General features: G+C 54.5%; 12 protein-coding genes and 1 pseudogene. 7 read left to right on the top strand and 6 right to left on the bottom strand.

Annotation, left to right across the window (positions count from 1 at the left end):
• Positions 1 to 17: 17 nt before the first annotated feature.
• Both gap and H6973_20605 read left to right on the top strand, forming a co-directional pair.
• Positions 18 to 1,016, top strand: coding sequence for a type I glyceraldehyde-3-phosphate dehydrogenase (gap, locus tag H6973_20610; protein MCP5127917.1), 999 nt, complete (start codon positions 18 to 20; stop codon positions 1,014 to 1,016).
• A gap of 105 nt (positions 1,017 to 1,121) precedes the next feature.
• A complete protein-coding gene (locus tag H6973_20605) occupies positions 1,122 to 2,303 on the top strand; it encodes a phosphoglycerate kinase (protein ID MCP5127916.1) in 1,182 nt (393 codons plus the stop codon).
• A 225-nt stretch (positions 2,304 to 2,528) separates the two neighbouring features.
• On the opposite strand, the gene H6973_20600 is transcribed toward H6973_20605, so the two are convergent.
• The gene (locus H6973_20600) at positions 2,529 to 2,909 is read right to left on the bottom strand and encodes a transposase (protein ID MCP5127915.1); all 381 of its coding nucleotides are present in this window, start codon (positions 2,907 to 2,909) and stop codon (positions 2,529 to 2,531) included.
• Positions 2,910 to 3,189: 280 nt separating this feature from the next.
• Between H6973_20600 and H6973_20595 the strand changes: the two are divergent.
• The 3 genes and pseudogenes from H6973_20595 (at position 3,190) to H6973_20585 (ending at position 5,285) form a co-directional block, all read left to right on the top strand.
• Positions 3,190 to 4,114: pseudogene (locus H6973_20595) on the top strand (IS1595 family transposase).
• 115 nt (positions 4,115 to 4,229) lie between these two features.
• The gene (locus tag H6973_20590) at positions 4,230 to 4,919 is read left to right on the top strand and encodes an IS630 family transposase (protein ID MCP5127914.1); all 690 of its coding nucleotides are present in this window, start codon (positions 4,230 to 4,232) and stop codon (positions 4,917 to 4,919) included.
• Positions 4,920 to 5,285: a transposase gene (locus tag H6973_20585; protein ID MCP5127913.1), complete on the top strand. Its 366-nt coding sequence runs from the start codon at positions 4,920 to 4,922 to the stop codon at positions 5,283 to 5,285.
• An 18-nt stretch (positions 5,286 to 5,303) separates the two neighbouring features.
• On the opposite strand, the gene H6973_20580 is transcribed toward H6973_20585, so the two are convergent.
• Positions 5,304 to 5,957, bottom strand: a complete 654-nt coding sequence (locus H6973_20580) for a hypothetical protein (GenBank protein ID MCP5127912.1) — start codon at positions 5,955 to 5,957, stop codon at positions 5,304 to 5,306.
• Positions 5,958 to 6,112: 155 nt separating this feature from the next.
• Here H6973_20580 and H6973_20575 point away from each other — a divergent pair, with 155 nt between their 5' ends.
• Positions 6,113 to 6,403, top strand: coding sequence for a transposase (locus H6973_20575; GenBank protein ID MCP5127911.1), 291 nt, complete (start codon positions 6,113 to 6,115; stop codon positions 6,401 to 6,403).
• Positions 6,404 to 6,469: 66 nt separating this feature from the next.
• On the top strand, positions 6,470 to 7,285 hold the full coding sequence (locus H6973_20570) for a glycosyltransferase family 2 protein (protein ID MCP5127910.1): 816 nt from the start codon (positions 6,470 to 6,472) through the stop codon (positions 7,283 to 7,285).
• A gap of 8 nt (positions 7,286 to 7,293) precedes the next feature.
• On the opposite strand, the gene parC is transcribed toward H6973_20570, so the two are convergent.
• From parC to H6973_20550, 4 genes are read right to left on the bottom strand one after another with little or no spacing between them, the layout of a single operon-like run.
• The gene (gene parC, locus H6973_20565) at positions 7,294 to 9,528 is read right to left on the bottom strand and encodes a DNA topoisomerase IV subunit A (GenBank protein MCP5127909.1); all 2,235 of its coding nucleotides are present in this window, start codon (positions 9,526 to 9,528) and stop codon (positions 7,294 to 7,296) included.
• The gene (locus H6973_20560; protein MCP5127908.1) at positions 9,521 to 10,135 is read right to left on the bottom strand and encodes a Uma2 family endonuclease; all 615 of its coding nucleotides are present in this window, start codon (positions 10,133 to 10,135) and stop codon (positions 9,521 to 9,523) included. The genes parC and H6973_20560 overlap by 8 nt, the downstream gene beginning before the upstream one ends.
• Positions 10,136 to 10,159: 24 nt before the next feature.
• A complete protein-coding gene (locus tag H6973_20555) occupies positions 10,160 to 13,225 on the bottom strand; it encodes a class I SAM-dependent DNA methyltransferase (GenBank protein ID MCP5127907.1) in 3,066 nt (1,021 codons plus the stop codon).
• 22 nt (positions 13,226 to 13,247) lie between these two features.
• On the bottom strand, positions 13,248 to 16,136 hold the full coding sequence (locus H6973_20550) for an EAL domain-containing protein (protein ID MCP5127906.1): 2,889 nt from the start codon (positions 16,134 to 16,136) through the stop codon (positions 13,248 to 13,250).
• Between the last annotated feature and the right edge of the window lie 11 nt (positions 16,137 to 16,147).

Raw genomic sequence — 16,147 nt, 5'->3', positions numbered from 1 at the left:
TAAAAATGGAGGAAAGCATGGCCATTAAAGTTGGCATCAATGGGTTTGGCCGTATTGGCCGCATGGTGTTTCGTGCTGCCGTCAAGAATTTTTCCGACATCGAAATTGTCGGGATCAACGATCTGCTCGAGCCGGACTACCTGGCTTACATGCTGCAATATGACTCTGTGCATGGCCGCTTTCAGGGCGAGGTCTCCGTCGACGGCAACACGCTGGTCGTCAATGGCAAGAAGATTCGCCTGACCGCCGTCAAGGATCCCGCCGAGCTGAAGTGGAGTGAAGTGGGCGCTGACATCGTGGTCGAGTCCACCGGCCTGTTCCTGACGAAAGAAACCTGCCAGAAGCACATTACGGCGGGTGCCAAGAAAGTCATCCAGAGCGCGCCTAGCAAGGATGACACCCCGATGTTTGTCTACGGCGTTAACGACAAGACCTACGCCGGTCAGACCATCATCTCCAATGCGTCCTGTACCACCAACTGCCTGGCCCCGGTGGCCAAGGTGCTGAATGACACTTGGGGCATCAAGCGCGGCCTGATGACCACTGTTCACGCTGCCACCGCCACCCAGAAGACGGTGGATGGTCCCTCTAACAAGGACTGGCGCGGCGGTCGCGGCATCCTGGAGAACATCATCCCGTCGTCGACCGGTGCCGCTAAGGCTGTGGGCGTGGTCATCCCCGAGCTGAACAAGAAGCTCACTGGCATGGCGTTCCGCGTTCCCACCTCTGACGTTTCCGTGGTCGATCTGACGGTGGAACTGAACAAGTCAGCCAGCTACAAGGACATTTGCGCGGCGATGAAGGCTGCCTCTGAGGGTGCGATGAAGGGCGTATTGGGCTACACCGAGGATAAGGTCGTCGCTACCGACTTCCGTGGCGAGAGCTGCACCTCCACCTTTGACGCTGACGCCGGCATCGCCCTAGACGATACCTTCGTCAAGGTCGTGGCCTGGTATGACAACGAGTGGGGTTATTCCTGCAAGGTGCTGGAAATGGTCCGCGTCATGGCCAAGTAAGCCGTCGCCACTCCCTGGCGGTTCACAACCTGATTGAACCCGCCCCCGCCGTCTCGCGCCTTGCGCCCAGTCGGACGGGGGTTTTGTTTGGAGAAAGTGAAGACCATGAATTTCAAGCGCATGACTGATCTTGACCTCGCTGGCAAGCGAGTTTTCATCCGTTCGGACCTGAATGTGCCGGTCAAGAGCGGCAAAGTCACCTCCGACGCCCGCATTACCGCGTCGATGCCGACCATCGAATTTGCGATGAAGGCGGGTGCCAAGGTGATGGTCACGTCCCATCTGGGTCGCCCGACCGAAGGGCAATTCTCGGAAGAAAATTCACTGCAACCGGTCGCTGACGTGATGTCGGCCAAGTTGGGCAAGCCGGTGCGGGTGATTCGCGACTGGGTCAACGGTGGCTTTGAAGTGGCTGACGGCGAAGTGGTGCTGTTGGAAAATTGCCGCGTCAACAAGGGCGAAAAGAAGAATGTCGAGGAGACAGCGAAGAAATATGCCGCGCTGTGCGATATTTTCGTTATGGACGCCTTTGGCACCGCCCACCGCGCCGAGGCTTCCACGCATGGCGTCGCCAAATTTGCCCCGGTGGCCTGCGCTGGCATTCTGTTGACCGAAGAACTGGACGCGCTGACTAAGGCGCTGGCTACGCCGGCCCGCCCAATGGTCGCCATTGTCGGCGGCTCGAAAGTCTCGACCAAGCTGACCGTGCTGGAAAGCCTGTCCGAAAAGGTTGATCAGCTTGTCGTCGGCGGCGGCATCGCCAATACCTTTCTGGAAGCGGTCGGCAAGAATGTCGGCAAATCGCTGTCTGAACACGATCTGGTGCCTACCGCGCAAACGCTGATCGAGAAGATGAAAGCGCGCGGCGCAAACATTCCGATCGCCGTCGATGTAGTTTGCGGGAAGAAGTTTGACGCCGCCGAGCCGGCGGTGCAGAAAGATGCGGGTTCGGTTGCCGATGACGACATGATCTTCGACATCGGTCCCAAGAGCGCCCAGGAACTGGCGGACATCATCATGAAAGCCGGCACTGTGGTGTGGAATGGCCCGGTGGGCGTGTTTGAATTCGATCAGTTCGGCGACGGCACCAAGAAGGTCGCTGAAGCGATTGCGGCAACTTCGGCCTTCACGCTGGCCGGCGGCGGCGACACTATTGCTGCGATTCAAAAGTACAACATCTATGACAAAGTGTCGTACATTTCTACCGCAGGCGGCGCGTTCCTGGAATTCTTGGAAGGCAAGGTATTGCCTGCCGTCGCCATGCTGGAGGAGCGGGCTAAAGGCTGATTCTCGATTCTGTTAATGAATGCAGCGGCGGCCTCCGGGCCGCCGTTTTTTTAGATCGCCTGGTCAAGCAATTTCGACATTCATCATTTTCCTTATCCATACTGATAGTCATGTAGGCTTATGGAGTCTTGATAAAGCTATCTGCTATAGCCTTGCCAATGATTATCCCTACATTATCAACGAACTGAGCGTTAATCGAATTGTCTAACTATAGTTAAACAGTTTTTAAATAGTTTGGAAAACTGCCGCTAGCGCATCAAAGAGATTTTGAAAATTTCCAACAATTTTCCTCAACTTTCCCTTAAGAAGTGCCCAGTAGTTTTCGATAGGATTTAAATCCGGAGAATAAGGAGGTAAAAACAGCAATTGATGGCCATGGTCTTCAATAATTTCTCTCATCTCTTCCGATTTGTGAAAACGGGCATTATCCATCACGATAATGCAATTTTTTGGAAGTACAGGGATTAGGCATTTCTCAAGCCAAGTATTGAATATCTCCGTATCTGTATAAGATTGATAGACGAGTGGCGCAATAATTTCATTGTGAAGTAGTCCACCTAACACGTTCAGCTTTTCAGTAGGTCTGCTTTTCCTTTTACCAACAATGAGTTGGCCTCGTGGACTCCAGCCCTATTCATTTCTAACATTATTATGAAATCCAGATTCATCCACATAAACAACCTGTTGAGACGCTTCCCCTCGGGATGCATTCGCCTCTAATTGCTGGGCAAACTCCGTCCTTTTTTGTTCATCCCTTTCTTCGTAGAGAAATTGTTTTTTTTTAGGCTCAATATGGATTCCAGGCTGTTGAAGATGGCTCGCCCTGCCAAGGGACAGGATCTACACTGAAGAGGTTTTGAACCGCCGCGCTCCAGGTTTCCCGTCGATGATCAACCTTCAGAATCTACTGGACGATGTCCGGTGTTACGAAACGGTCCGCCAACTGCGCTGGCCCGATGGGGTTCACTGCCCCCATTGTGGGGCGGCGAACGTGACGAAGCAGGGTCACGACACGACCCAACCGGCGCGACAGAAATATCGGTGTGCTGGGTGCCATCGCTCTTTTGACGATCTAACCGGGACGGTGTTGGCCGGCCACCACCCGCCGTTACGAATTTGGATATTATGTTTATATTTTATGGGTTTGAACTTGTCTAATGCCCAGATTGCCCAAGAGTTGGCGTTGAATCCGGAGACGTGCAGCGGATGACCGAGCAACTGCGCCAAGGTATCGTCGCCCGCCAACCCGAACCCACCTTGGCGGGGGAAGTGGAATGCGACGAGGTCTATATGGTGGCCGGGCATAAAGGGCATCCGGACGCGGTGAAAAAAAAGGCCGCCGCGGGCGGCGTCGCCGGCTGAAGGGGGCACGGGGTCGAGGCACCCTGGAGCAGGAAAAGCCGCCGATTCTCGGCATGATTGAGCGCGGCGGCGCGGTGGTCGTCCGGATGCTGGATAATGTCCAGCAAGCGACCATCCAACCGCTCCTTCAGACTTTCATCGCCCCGGGAACCCGGGTGTATACCGATGAATATGCAATCTATAACCCATTGAAGGATTGGGGCTTTGATCATCATACGGTGTGTCACAGCCGGGGTGAATACGCCCGCGACGACGATGGCGATGGCTTCCATGAGATTCATGTTAATACCGCTGAGGGTTTCTGGTCCCTGTTGCGTTCCTGGTTGCGACCCCATCGAGGAATTTCGCAAGAAAAGCTGCCGCTCTACCTGGGCTTCTTTCAGTTCGTGCATAACGTCCGCATTCGGGGCAAAGGCTTGCTCAGACCTCTCTTGGAACTGCTGGTCGCCTATAGGCTTGCCAACGATTATCCCTACATTATCAACGAACTGAGCGTTAATCAAATTGTCTAATAACTATAGAAGACCTCTTTAGAGACTCTAAATTTATAGAGGAGGTGCGGCAATGAACGCGGAATGGATGTTTGATGCACGTAAAATACCGGATGAAGTGATGAATTACATCCGGCGTATTGCGGTTCGCGCGGTCGAAGAGAAGCATTATGGTCCGGAGCTTGTTGCTGATTTTTTGGGTATCGACCGAACGAGTATTTATGATTGGCTTCGCAACTATCGTTATGAAGGAGAAGAAGCCCTGGATACCCGGAAAGCGCTCGGCGCCACGTGTGTGATGACTCCGGATATTGATCGATGGTTAAAAGAAACGATACTCAATACGACGCCGGCGGATCATGGCTATGATACGGTTTTATGGACTTTAGAGATCATGGTTAATTTATTGAAAGAGTACTTTGGTTTATGGGTATCGGATGCCACGGTTCGTCTGCATTTACATCAATTAGGACTGAGTTGTCAAAAACCTTGTTATCATGCCTTAAACCAGGATCAGGAGGAAGTTAAAAAGTTTATTAATGAAGAATTTAAAGAGATTCAGAAGCGGGCTCAAGAACTTGGAGCGGATATTGCGTTTCAGGATGAGTCATGGGTTCAAGGCCATACGCGTTCTGGACGGACGTGGGGCTTAGTCGGTCATCCGCCTGAAATTAAAGTGAGTGATGACCGGGGTGGGTTTCACATTTTATCGATGGTTACGGCGACGGGCGAGTTAATATTTGAAGTGACCACTCAAAAATGAGTGAGTGGGGTTTTCATTGCCTTTTTAGAGAAGGCATTAGAGGGTCGAGAGCGCCCATTAATTGTCATCACGGACAATGCGTCTTATCATACCTCGAAAGAAGTCAAAGCCTTTCTTGAGACGCATCGAAAACAAATCCGCTTGTTCTTTCTTCCCCCCCACTCGCCAGAGTTAAATCCGGATGAACAGGTTTGGAATGAGATCAAAAATGATCATCTGGAAAAGGAGCCAATTAAAAACCGGGCTGATTTCAGAGCGCGCGTTTATTCTGCTTTGGAAAAGCTAAAAGAATTTCAGGAAAGGGTCAAATCATTTTTTAGGCTCCCTGATACTCAATACGCTAATCCTGAAAAAGCTCCAGCATGATTTTTGTGGGGATAACTATTAGCAAGACAATAACAACTCGATTCCTTGTAGGGCCGCAATCGGTTTCAAATACGCATATGATTTATCACCATACGCTCTATTTTCGGGTAAGTAAGGTAATAGACTCTCCAAAACTTTCCCATCATCTTCATTAGCAGGAGTGATGCCGATATAATCAGGAAAAGGTAAGCTGCCGATCTGCTGCTGGCCTAAAACATGCAATTTTACGCCATAATAATACAGCTTCTTCGATGCACAGTAGCCCCGACTGGCATACTCTAGAGCAACGCGTGCATTGAAGCTATGCCCTTGCTGAGCAAGAATAATCGGTTGAGAATCCAGCAACCAATCACCCAAAATAGGGCCACGGGCCGACAGAATTTCGACGAGCGGCGCGAAAACATCACAGACTTTATTCACCCGTTGCACAAATCCAGGATACGAGGGCAAATTCGGAAACCAATCACCCAGATGACGTTGAGCTTCGTCATAGATCGTTTTAATTTGACTGTGTTTACTTATAATCCCAAATAAGAAAATAGTAATCACCTCTTCATCCGTAAATGATAGATCGCAGTAAGGACTAAATCTTTGGCAATAAACCCAAAGCTCTTCTTGATAGTGTTTGCAAACCATATCATAAAGGGTAATTAACTGAATTTGCCAGTCCATCGTAGCCGCTCCAATAGGTGTGGTGAGAAGCACCTATTATACAATGGACTGGCAATCTAATTTATCCAATACCGTTAGCTCTTAATTCGCATACAATGATGACAGGATACGTGTTTATCAACCCGCCTCTCTCTTAATTTCATAGAATTTTTGTCTTGACAAGGGGGAGTATCTTACACCTCGACAATGGTCGTTTTCATAAAGCCCAGAAATTGACGATTCCTGATCATGTCGTTTTGTTATTTCAGCCTCCCTATAGTCCCGATGTGAACCCTATTGAACGTGTTTGGCAATCCTTCAAAGATACGTTGGGATGGTTAAATTTTAAGAATCTGGATCAATTGCGTAAAGAACTCGATGAGATTATCCGATCGATTCTCCCTGATGAACTGGCGTCCTTAACGGGGTTTAATTTTATTCTAACTGCTATAAATAACAAAACATAATGGTAAGTGGTATGATTTTGATTACGGCGCGGGTGAATTGAGATGCATAAGGACGCTATCAAAACGATGGATTCTCAGGTCACCCCGGAAATCCGCGCCTCCTGGCAAGCGCCCGCCTTCGACATTCCCTTATGGCAAGGTCAACGCCATCCCTGGTGCGTGGTGATTCCCGTTATCAGCGAAGGCGAACGTATCGGTCAACTGCTCGACCGGATGCAAGCGCTGGAAATCGCTAATCTGGCGGATATTCTGATTGTCGATGGCGGCAGCACCGACGGCTCGCTGAACACGGATGTACTCCAAACTCAGGGGGTGCGCGGTCTGTTGGTCAAAACCGGCCCCGGCAAGCTTAGCGCCCAATTGCGTTGCGCCTACGCCTTCGCTCTCGACCAAGGTTACACGGGCATTATCACCATTGATGGCAACAACAAGGACGACCCGGAAGCCATTCCCTGTTTCATCGAAGCTTTGCAGAGTGGCGTGGATTTCGTCCAGGCTTCCCGTTACCTGCCCGGCGGCGTGGGCGAAAATACCCCCCGGCTGCGCGAGTTCGCCATTCGCTGGCTGCATGCGCCATTGTTGAGTCTGTTTTCCGGATTCCACTGGACCGATACCACCCAAGGGTTCCGAGCTTACCGTCGAAGATTACTGCTCGACCCGAAAGTTGCCCCGTTCCGGGACATCTTCTTAACTTACGAACTGCTCGCCTATCTCTCCTACCGTGCGCCAAAGTTAGGTTATCGCTGTATCGAACTGCCGACCACCCGCCGCTATCCGGCTACCGGCGAAGTACCGACCAAGATCAGCAGTTTCAAAGGCAATTTGGCTGTGTTAAAAATCCTCATCCGGACCTGTTTTGGGGCTTATAACCCCGTTTCGTGATGAGTTGCTCACTCCCCGGCAACCACCCGCTCCACTCGCTGAAAACCGCGTGGCAGAGGTTTGCCTCGCCGGCCTCGTTCGCCCATGTACCCTTCGAGATCCGACGGTTTGAGCTTCATATCCCGTTTGCCGGCGGTCAGTACCAGACTCCGTTCTGGCGGCGCGAAGCTCAGGGCAATCAGTCGCTCCTGACCCGGCAGGTCGATAATCTTGTTACCCTTGCCTTTGGGCAAACGCGGCAAGTCTTTGACCGGGAACAACAACAACCGTCCGCCGCTGCCAATAGCCGCCAACCGGTCAGTTTCCAATCCAGTAATCAATAATGGCAGCAAAATTTGCGCGCCTTCCGGCACGGTCAACACCACCTTGCCCGCCTTGTTGCGGGTCAGCAGGTCATCAAAGGCGCAGATAAAGCCATAACCGGCATCGGTCGCCAACAGATAAAGGTCTTCGGGATTGCTGAGCAGCACCTGGAGAAAAGCCGCGCCATTCGGCGGACTGAGCTTGCCGGTCAGGGGTTCGCCATAGCCGCGCGCCGAAGCCAGTCCCGCCACCGGCAAGGTGTAGGTTCGACCAGTCGAGTCGAGAAATACGGCGGACTGATTGCTGCGGCCTTGCGCTTGGGCCAGAAAACCATCGCCGGACTTGTAGCTGAGCGATGAGGCGTCGATTTCGCGGCCCTTGGCGGCGCGCACCCAGCCTTTCTGCGACAGCACCACCACCATCGGCTCGCTAGGCGTTAAATTGGTTTCATCCAGCGCCTGCGCCGGTCGCCGCTCCACCAGCGGACAACGGCGCGGATCGGTGTAGCGCTTAGCGTCGTCCTGAATCTCCTTGCGAATGAGGGTTTTTAAGCGCTTTTCCGAACTGAGCAGCAGTTGCAACTGCTCCTGCTCCTTGCGCAACTGATCCTGTTCGCCACGCAGTTTCATCTCTTCCAACCGGGCCAGATGGCGCAGCTTGGTTTCCAGAATCGCCTCGGCCTGTGCATCAGAGAGTTGGAAACGGGCGATCAGCACCGGCTTGGGTTTGTCCTCGGTGCGCAGGATGCGAATCACCTCATCCAGATTGAGATAGGCGACCAGCAAGCCTTCCAGGATATGCAAACGCTGCTCGACCTGATTCAGGCGAAACTCCAGCCGCCGGCGCACAGTAGCCACCCGATAGCGCAGCCATTCTTCCAGGATTTCCTTGAGATTCTTGACTTGGGGCCGGCCATCCAGGCCAATCATGTTCAGATTCACCCGATAACTTTTCTCCAGATCGGTGGTGGCGAATAGGTGATCCATCAGTAAATCCACGTCCACCCGATTGGAGCGCAGCGCCAGCACCAGGCGGATCGGGTTTTCGTGGTCGGATTCGTCGCGCAAGTCCTCAATCATCGGCAGCTTTTTGTCGCGCATTTGCGCAGCAATTTGCTCCATGATCCGCGATCCGGAGACCTGATGCGGCAGAGCGATAATCACTACATCGCCGTTTTCCCGCTCAAAACGGGCGCGCAACCGCACCCCGCCATTGCCGGTCTGGTAGAGCTTGCCGAGTTCGTCGCGGGGCGTGATGATCTCCGCGCCACCGGGATAGTCCGGGGCCAGAACAATTCCACAGAGCGCATCCACGCTAGCTTCGGGTTCATCAAGCAATCGGATGCTGGCGGCGGCGATTTCGCCGAGATTGTGCGGGGGAATATCGGTAGCCATGCCGACAGCGATGCCGGTCGCGCCGTTTAACAACACATTCGGCAACCGGGAGGGCAGTAGCACCGGTTCATCCAGCGTGCCGTCAAAGTTAGGCGTCCAGTCCACGGTGCCTTGGCCCAGCTCGGACAGCAACACTTGTGCGAACGGCGACAGACGCGCCTCGGTATAGCGCATGGCGGCAAAGGACTTAGGATCGTCCGGCGAACCCCAGTTGCCTTGCCCGTCGACCAGTGGGTAGCGATAGGAGAAGGGTTGGGCCATTAAGACCATCGCTTCGTAGCAGGCGGAATCACCGTGCGGATGATATTTTCCCAACACGTCGCCGACCGTGCGGGCCGATTTTTTGTGCTTAGCTACGGCATTTAAACCCAGTTCAGACATAGCGTAAACAATGCGCCGTTGCACGGGTTTTAATCCGTCGCCAATATGCGGCAGCGCCCGGTCGAGAATGACGTACATGGAATAATCCAGGTACGCCTTTTCCGTGAATATTTTGAGCGGTAAACGCTCGGTGGCGTCGGCGTTAAACAGGGCGAGTTCAGTCATTATTAGGTAGGTTCAATGATGAATTGGGAAACAGCTCAGTCAGATCGATCACCGCATCCGGGCAAAGCAGTGGCGCAATTTTTCCGGTGCATTGGCTAGTTTTTTGTTGATAGATTCCATCAACCGGTTCACGATAGATTTCCAGTTGCCGATTTTGAATATCGAGCAACCAGACTTCTGGAATGCCATTTTTGGCGTAGAGGGGAACCTTGACATCACGGTCATAGCGCAATGTACTGTCGGAAACTTCGATCAGTAACAATACATCTTCCGGGTGTGGATGAGTCTGTTCATAATCATCATCTCGCCAACGCAGTAGGGCGATATCGGGTTCAGGTTCTTCATAATCGCCGAGCACAACCGGGTCTTGCGCCGCGATAATCGCCTGATCATCGATGACTTTGGAAAACAGGCGAATGCAGCGTTTTACATGACCCCCATGCGGACTTCCAATCGGCGCCATTTCAATAATCTCCCCGTCAATGAGTTCCACTCGCGAATCTTCGTTCAATAAGCCGACTTCCGCCATTTTGTGATATTCCATGACAGTCCAGCGATGGCGCGGTTGAAGGTTCAATAATTCCCGTTGTGCTAATTGTGTTGACATAGCAGGCTCTCCGCTCAATAAACATTAAGGGTTCTGCAAACGGGCGCGTTCCCGATTCAGCGCCAGCAAGCGCCGCAGTATTTCCTCATCGCTCAAATCAACTGGCCAACCATAAGCGGTGGCGACCGTTGCATCCAGAGTTTGATGTGCATTGACCAGCCAGGTTGGGCGCTGGTTGTACAGGTTCGTCAGAGTACGCTTTTTCAATTCGGCGGCGGCGTGATCGTTCACGGGCAACAAGCGGTCGGGATAGCCGAGCACGATTTCTGGAACACGCTGCACCCACTCCGGGGGATTCAGCCAGTTCTCGCGCAATGCGTTGAGTTGACAAGCGGCTTCGGCAATGGCTTGGGCGCGGGGATTTTCAGCATGTAGTCGTTCAGTCCCCTCCTTTGGCAAAGAGGGGTTAGGGGGGATTTTAGGTTGCAAGCCTTCGGGGAAAGGGAAGGTGTCGAAGCAGGTGGTGGGAGTGTAGCGGGGATCGTTGCCTTTACCAAGCCAAGTACAAGTACGCAACGCCCACAATTCATGAAAGCGCGAATGAAGAATGCCAAAGGTGATGTCATCGGAACGGGCGATGACAACCAGTTGGCCATCGCAAACAACTGGTGGATAGAGCCAGGCAAATAGCCGATGCTTTGCAACCCGAGGCGTTACGATGAAGCGAGGCAATCCGGTAATTGCCTGCCGCAAATCTGGCGCAGGTCTTGCCAGCAACCACCAGTGTTGACGTTCCATATCGCTGCGTACTGCATCACGCTGGGGTTTAACATTGACGAGAACATGCTGAAAGGGAGCCTCATAGAGCGCTGCTGCTGATTCCGACATATCTATACCAAAATCGACTATCCATGTATCTGAAGGACGGCGTGTTATATCCAGTCCATTTACCCACGGAAGTAAAACATCGGAATTAGGGCGGCCATTTGGATTGGGGAACAATAACCAGTGACGGGCAAGCTCTCCAGCTATGTCGAAAGAACCCTTCTTCATAGTGCCAATGAATGCTATTTTGACGTTCTCCTTCAATCCGCCTGCATCAGTCAAATCCATTTCGCCAGCATCCAGCGCCCGCCCCGTCAAATCCGCATAAATTTCTGCGACGGGCTGGCCGTTCAGAATCCCCCCGGCTTCGCCACCCCCCTTTGAAAAAGGGGGGTCAGCAGTATCACTCCCCCCTTTGAAAAAGGGGGGCTGGGGGGGATTTTCAAGGCTCTCCCCTTTGAAAAGGGGGGGTTGGGGGGGATTCCCAAAACACACCAGCGAGACCCGCACTGCCGCGCCTTCGTTGATCCACGGCTCATCACTCCAGGCGTTGAAAATGCGCGCGCGCTCCCTCCGCCCCTCACCCGCTTGCAGAAGAGGAGTGTCGATGATGCGTTCCAGCACCTTGCGATTCGCGCCGCCCCGGATAGAATTGGTCGCCACCAAACCCGCACGTTGCGCCCGGCCCTGCTCGATCAGACTCCGCGCTTTCTCGAACCAATAGCACACCAAATCCGCCCCGCCTGGAACCCGGCCCTGATAAACCTGCCGCAGCGTATGAACGTAGTCATCACCGAGTAGCCCCAGCACTTTGCTGCCGCCCAAAAACGGTGGGTTGCCGATAATGACATCCGCAACCGGCCACTCAGCTTCCCATGCTGAATTTCCCTCCTTGGATAAGGAGAGGTGGCCCGCAGGGCCGTGATCTAACGAGTCAGCCCTGCATAACAACGCATCCCGGCAGAAAATCTGCTCCAGCGGCTTCAAAATCGGTCGATCATTCAAACTGTAACCGCGCGACAGCATCCATTGAATTTCCCCGATCCACACCGTCACCCGCGCCAGTTCCGCCGCATATGGATTGATCTCAATCCCCCAAACCGCCTCCAGCCCCACCGCCGGAAAGCCGCGCTGCAAACCTAATTGTTCCGCCTCCAGCATCACCTGATGCTCTATATCCTTCAGTGTTTGCAGCGCCAAATACAGGAAATTCCCCGAACCACAGGCCGGATCCAGCACCCGAAACATCCGCAACCGCTCCAGAAAACTGTGCAGCGCCTGTTCCGCCAAGGCGCGTTTCGGTTTCTTCGCCGTCAGAAAATGAGCGATTTCCGCCTTGACCGTAGCCCATTCCGCCAACAACGGATCGCGGATGATCGGCTCAATCAACCGGCGAATGGATGCGGCATCGGTGTAATGCGCACCCAATTGACTGCGCTTGTCCGGGTCCAGACCTCGCTCGAACAGCGTCCCGAAAATGGCTGGCTCAATCGCCGCCCAATCCAGCAGCGCCGCCTGATGGACAATCCGCAACTCCTCGGTCTCCAGCGGAATTACGTCAGGATCGTTAAACAATCCACCATTGAACCAGGCAATCTCTTCCACGCCAAAGACGCCACCGGTGCTCATCGCTGCAAATAGAGGATGCGCCATGCTCACAAACCGTTCCGGTTGCCGCCGCGCCGCCGCCAGCAAGCGGGTCAACAACTCGCGCGGCAACAACCCCACGTCTTCAGCAAACATGCAGAACAGCAACCGGGTCACAAAATGCGCGACCCGCAGCGGATCATAACCGCGCTCGCGCAACTGCTGCGCCAACCCGCCTAGCAAGGCCGCCGCGCTTTCCGTCACCATCGGACAGGACAGGCCGGGCTTGAGCCGCTCCGGTTCAGTAAACGCCAGCTTCAGGAGACGACGCTGGTCGGGATGATCCAAATCATCCAGCGTCAATCGGTGAACGACATGCGCCGTGCTGGTAAAATTGGTATGAATCTCAATCGTCTCCATATCCGAGACGATTAACAGCGGCGGGTTCTCCAGGGCCAGCGCGTACTGCTGCAACTGCCGGAGCGCCGTCTGCAAGTCCTTGTGCTTGCTCTTGTACTCCCAGGCAAAACAACCCTTCTTCCACACATCCGCCCATCCCTGTCCCCCGCCGGTTTTCTTCGCGCCTTTCTCAAACGCAAACCACTCGCCGGACGGATCGGCATCCGTCGGCGCAGGCTCAGCCAGCACTGCGCATAAATCGTTGAAATGCGATTGCGCCGCCGCGCGCTCGGTCAAGGTCGCGCAGCGCCATTTCTGGATGAACGCTTGTGGGGTCATAGGGCAATTGCCCGTTTCATCATCAAGCCGACCGCCGACTGTTCGGGTCCTGAAGCGCTGCACTCAGCGATTCTCCGCGTAACAAGGCCCGGATTTGCTGAGCGGGCGCCGGACGACTCAGGTAATAACCTTGTATTTCATCACACTGATTTTCTTGTAAGAACGCCAGTTGCGCCGGATTTTCCACTCCCTCGGCGATTACCTTGAGTTGCATACTGTGCGCCATGGCGATCACCGCCATAGCGATCGCTGTATCACCCTGACTGGCAACGCTATCGCTGACAAAGGACTTGTCAATTTTCAACTGATCAATCGGAAAACGCCGCAAATAGCTCAACGAGGAATAACCGGTGCCAAAGTCATCGATGGACAGATGAACGCCGATTTTCTTGAGCGCATGCAAGGTAGCGATACAGCCCTCCACATCTTTCATAAACACGCCTTCAGTAATTTCCAGATCAAGATAGCGCGGCTCCAATCCAGTGTCTCTCAAAATGTGGTGAATTCGGTCGACCAGACCAGGCCGCAAAAACTGGCGAGGAGACAAGTTAACCGCCATGCGCAGTGGCGCAAGCCCTTCACGCTGCCACGCCCTTGCCTGTACGCAGGCGGTTCGCAGCACCCACTCGCCAATCACCTCAATCAAGCCCGTCTCTTCAGCCAGCGGCACAAATTCGACGGGCGATATCAGGCCCCGCTGAGCATGCCGCCACCGCAACAGCGCCTCAACCCCGATGATCCGGCCCTCTTCCAAATCCATCTGGGGCTGGTAGTACAGCTCCAGCTCCCGACGCTCCAGGGCGTGACGCAAACTTTGCTCCAGCCTCAGCCGGTCCAAAGCGCGCACATGCATGTCGTGGCTGTAGAACCGGATCATGTCGCGGCCACTGTCCTTGGCTTGATGCATCGCGAGGTTGGCGTTTTTCAAGAGCGCCTCCGTATCGTCGCCATCCTTGGGGAACAGACTGATGCCAATGCTGGCGGTAATGAAGCACTCTTGGCCATCGATTTCAAAGCAGGGCGCCAAGACATTTAAAGCTTTTCGCGCGAACGCCGCCGCCTGATGTCCCTGCCGCAGATTCTCCAATACAATGAAAAATTCGTCACCACTCAGCCGGGCAACGGTGTCCTCCCCACGCCCGCAGGCGAGCAACCGGGTCGCCGCCGCTCGCAGCAAGGTATCGCCCGCAGCGTGACCCAGACCCTCATTCACTTTTTTGAAATGATCCAGATTCACGCACAGCACCGCACAGATCCGCCTCGCGCCGCGGGCGCGAGCGAGAGCGCGCAGGAGCCGGTCTTGAAGCAAATGACGGTTGGGCAACTGCGTTAACCCATCATGCGTGGCCTGATACGTCATTTGCTGCGCCAAGCGGCGATTTTCAGTGATATCGCTGAATACAATGACCACGCCTGACGCCTTCCCCTGTGGGTCATGGATTAGCGTCGCCGCCGCCCGCACGGTGTATTCCTGGCCGCTGCGATTCGCTAGGAAACCTTCTTCCGACCACTGGAAGGCCGGGTTCCGTTGCCGGCATAACGCCACCAAATCCAGCGGAACCCGATGATCGCGATCATGGGCAAGGCGGAAAATGACGCCCAGCGGCTGACCTTGCGTCACGGTCTGTGCACAGTCGAGCAAGGACTCGGCCCTGGGATTAATGGATTTCACAACGCCATGAAGATCCGTGACAATCACTGCGTCATCAATGGACTGCAAGGTCGCCTGAGTGCGCGCCTGTTCCGCGAATAGCGCCCGTCTCGCCTGTCGCCAGCGCCATCCGATCCATAGCAGACACCCCAAGCCTTGCGCCAGCAGCGCGGCGGTCGGCGGCAACCAGCGCTGGAAGAGATGCAGCAATCCAAAGCTGACCGCCAGTGTCAACAGCAGCGTTGCTCCCGCCAGCACCAACACCCAGCGCGGCGGACATACGGTGTAGAAAGTCAACGGCAGAAAAACCAGCAATCCCGTCAGCCACAAGGATTTCCGCCGGGACAGCGGCTCGATCATGAGTCCCCGCTGCAGGGCGTCAAGGACATTGGCGTTGAATTCCACGCCGGACATCGGCTGCGCCTGACCGGAAACCGGCGTGGGCAGCATATCGCCCAAACCGGCGGCGGTGACGCCCACCAAAACCAGCTTGTCACGAAATACGGCGGGCGCAAAACGACCCTGTAATACATCGCTATAGGACACGCGCCGAAAATGTCCCGGTGGACCGGCGAAGGGGATCAGAACATGATAATCGCGCTTCCAGGTGTTCCAGCCATCGGACGATGTCGCACGGAGCGTCGGTGTGCGGCAGCCTGGCAGCACTTGCCCAGCGGTCGGATCGACCACCTCCAGCAGGGCCAGCGCCAGCGTCGGCCAATGCGGCGAATCAAGGCCCGCTTTCAGATAAATGCTACGAGCGATGCCATCCGCATCCAGATCTACGTCCACATGTCCGAGTCCGGCCGCTGCTTCCGCCAGGATCGGAATGGGCAAGGTCTCCATTAACGGGCCGTCCAGCCGAGCCTGCTCGCCAAGCACCGGTAAAATCACACGCCCGTTTTCAACCAATGCAGCGGCTAAATCCAGATCAGCCCCCGGATCGGCGCGCTCAGGTTCAGCGAATATAATGTCCAGCGCAATCGCCTTGGCGCCGGCTGCGGTAAGTCGGCGAATCAAGTCCGCGTGGCGGCGGCGCGACCACGGCCAGCGTCCCAGTTCGCGCAGACTCTGTTCGTCAATGGCGACGATGACCAGATCATCCGCTGGCGCTCGCGATCTGCTGGCCAGCTGGGCATCGTAAAACAGGTTATCCCAGCGCTCCAGCCAACTCGTATGGAACAGGATCAGGGCGCAGACGGTCAATAGCGCGATCAAACCAAGTTTTGGCCACCATTGCGCATGGAATCGATCGTTCACGCCCACCGGCG

The organism is Gammaproteobacteria bacterium (assembly GCA_024235095.1).
Classification (GTDB): Bacteria; Pseudomonadota; Gammaproteobacteria; order Competibacterales; family Competibacteraceae; genus UBA2383.
Note: the sequence above shows the minus strand (reverse complement) of the source record. Positions and strands in the feature narration are given on the sequence as shown.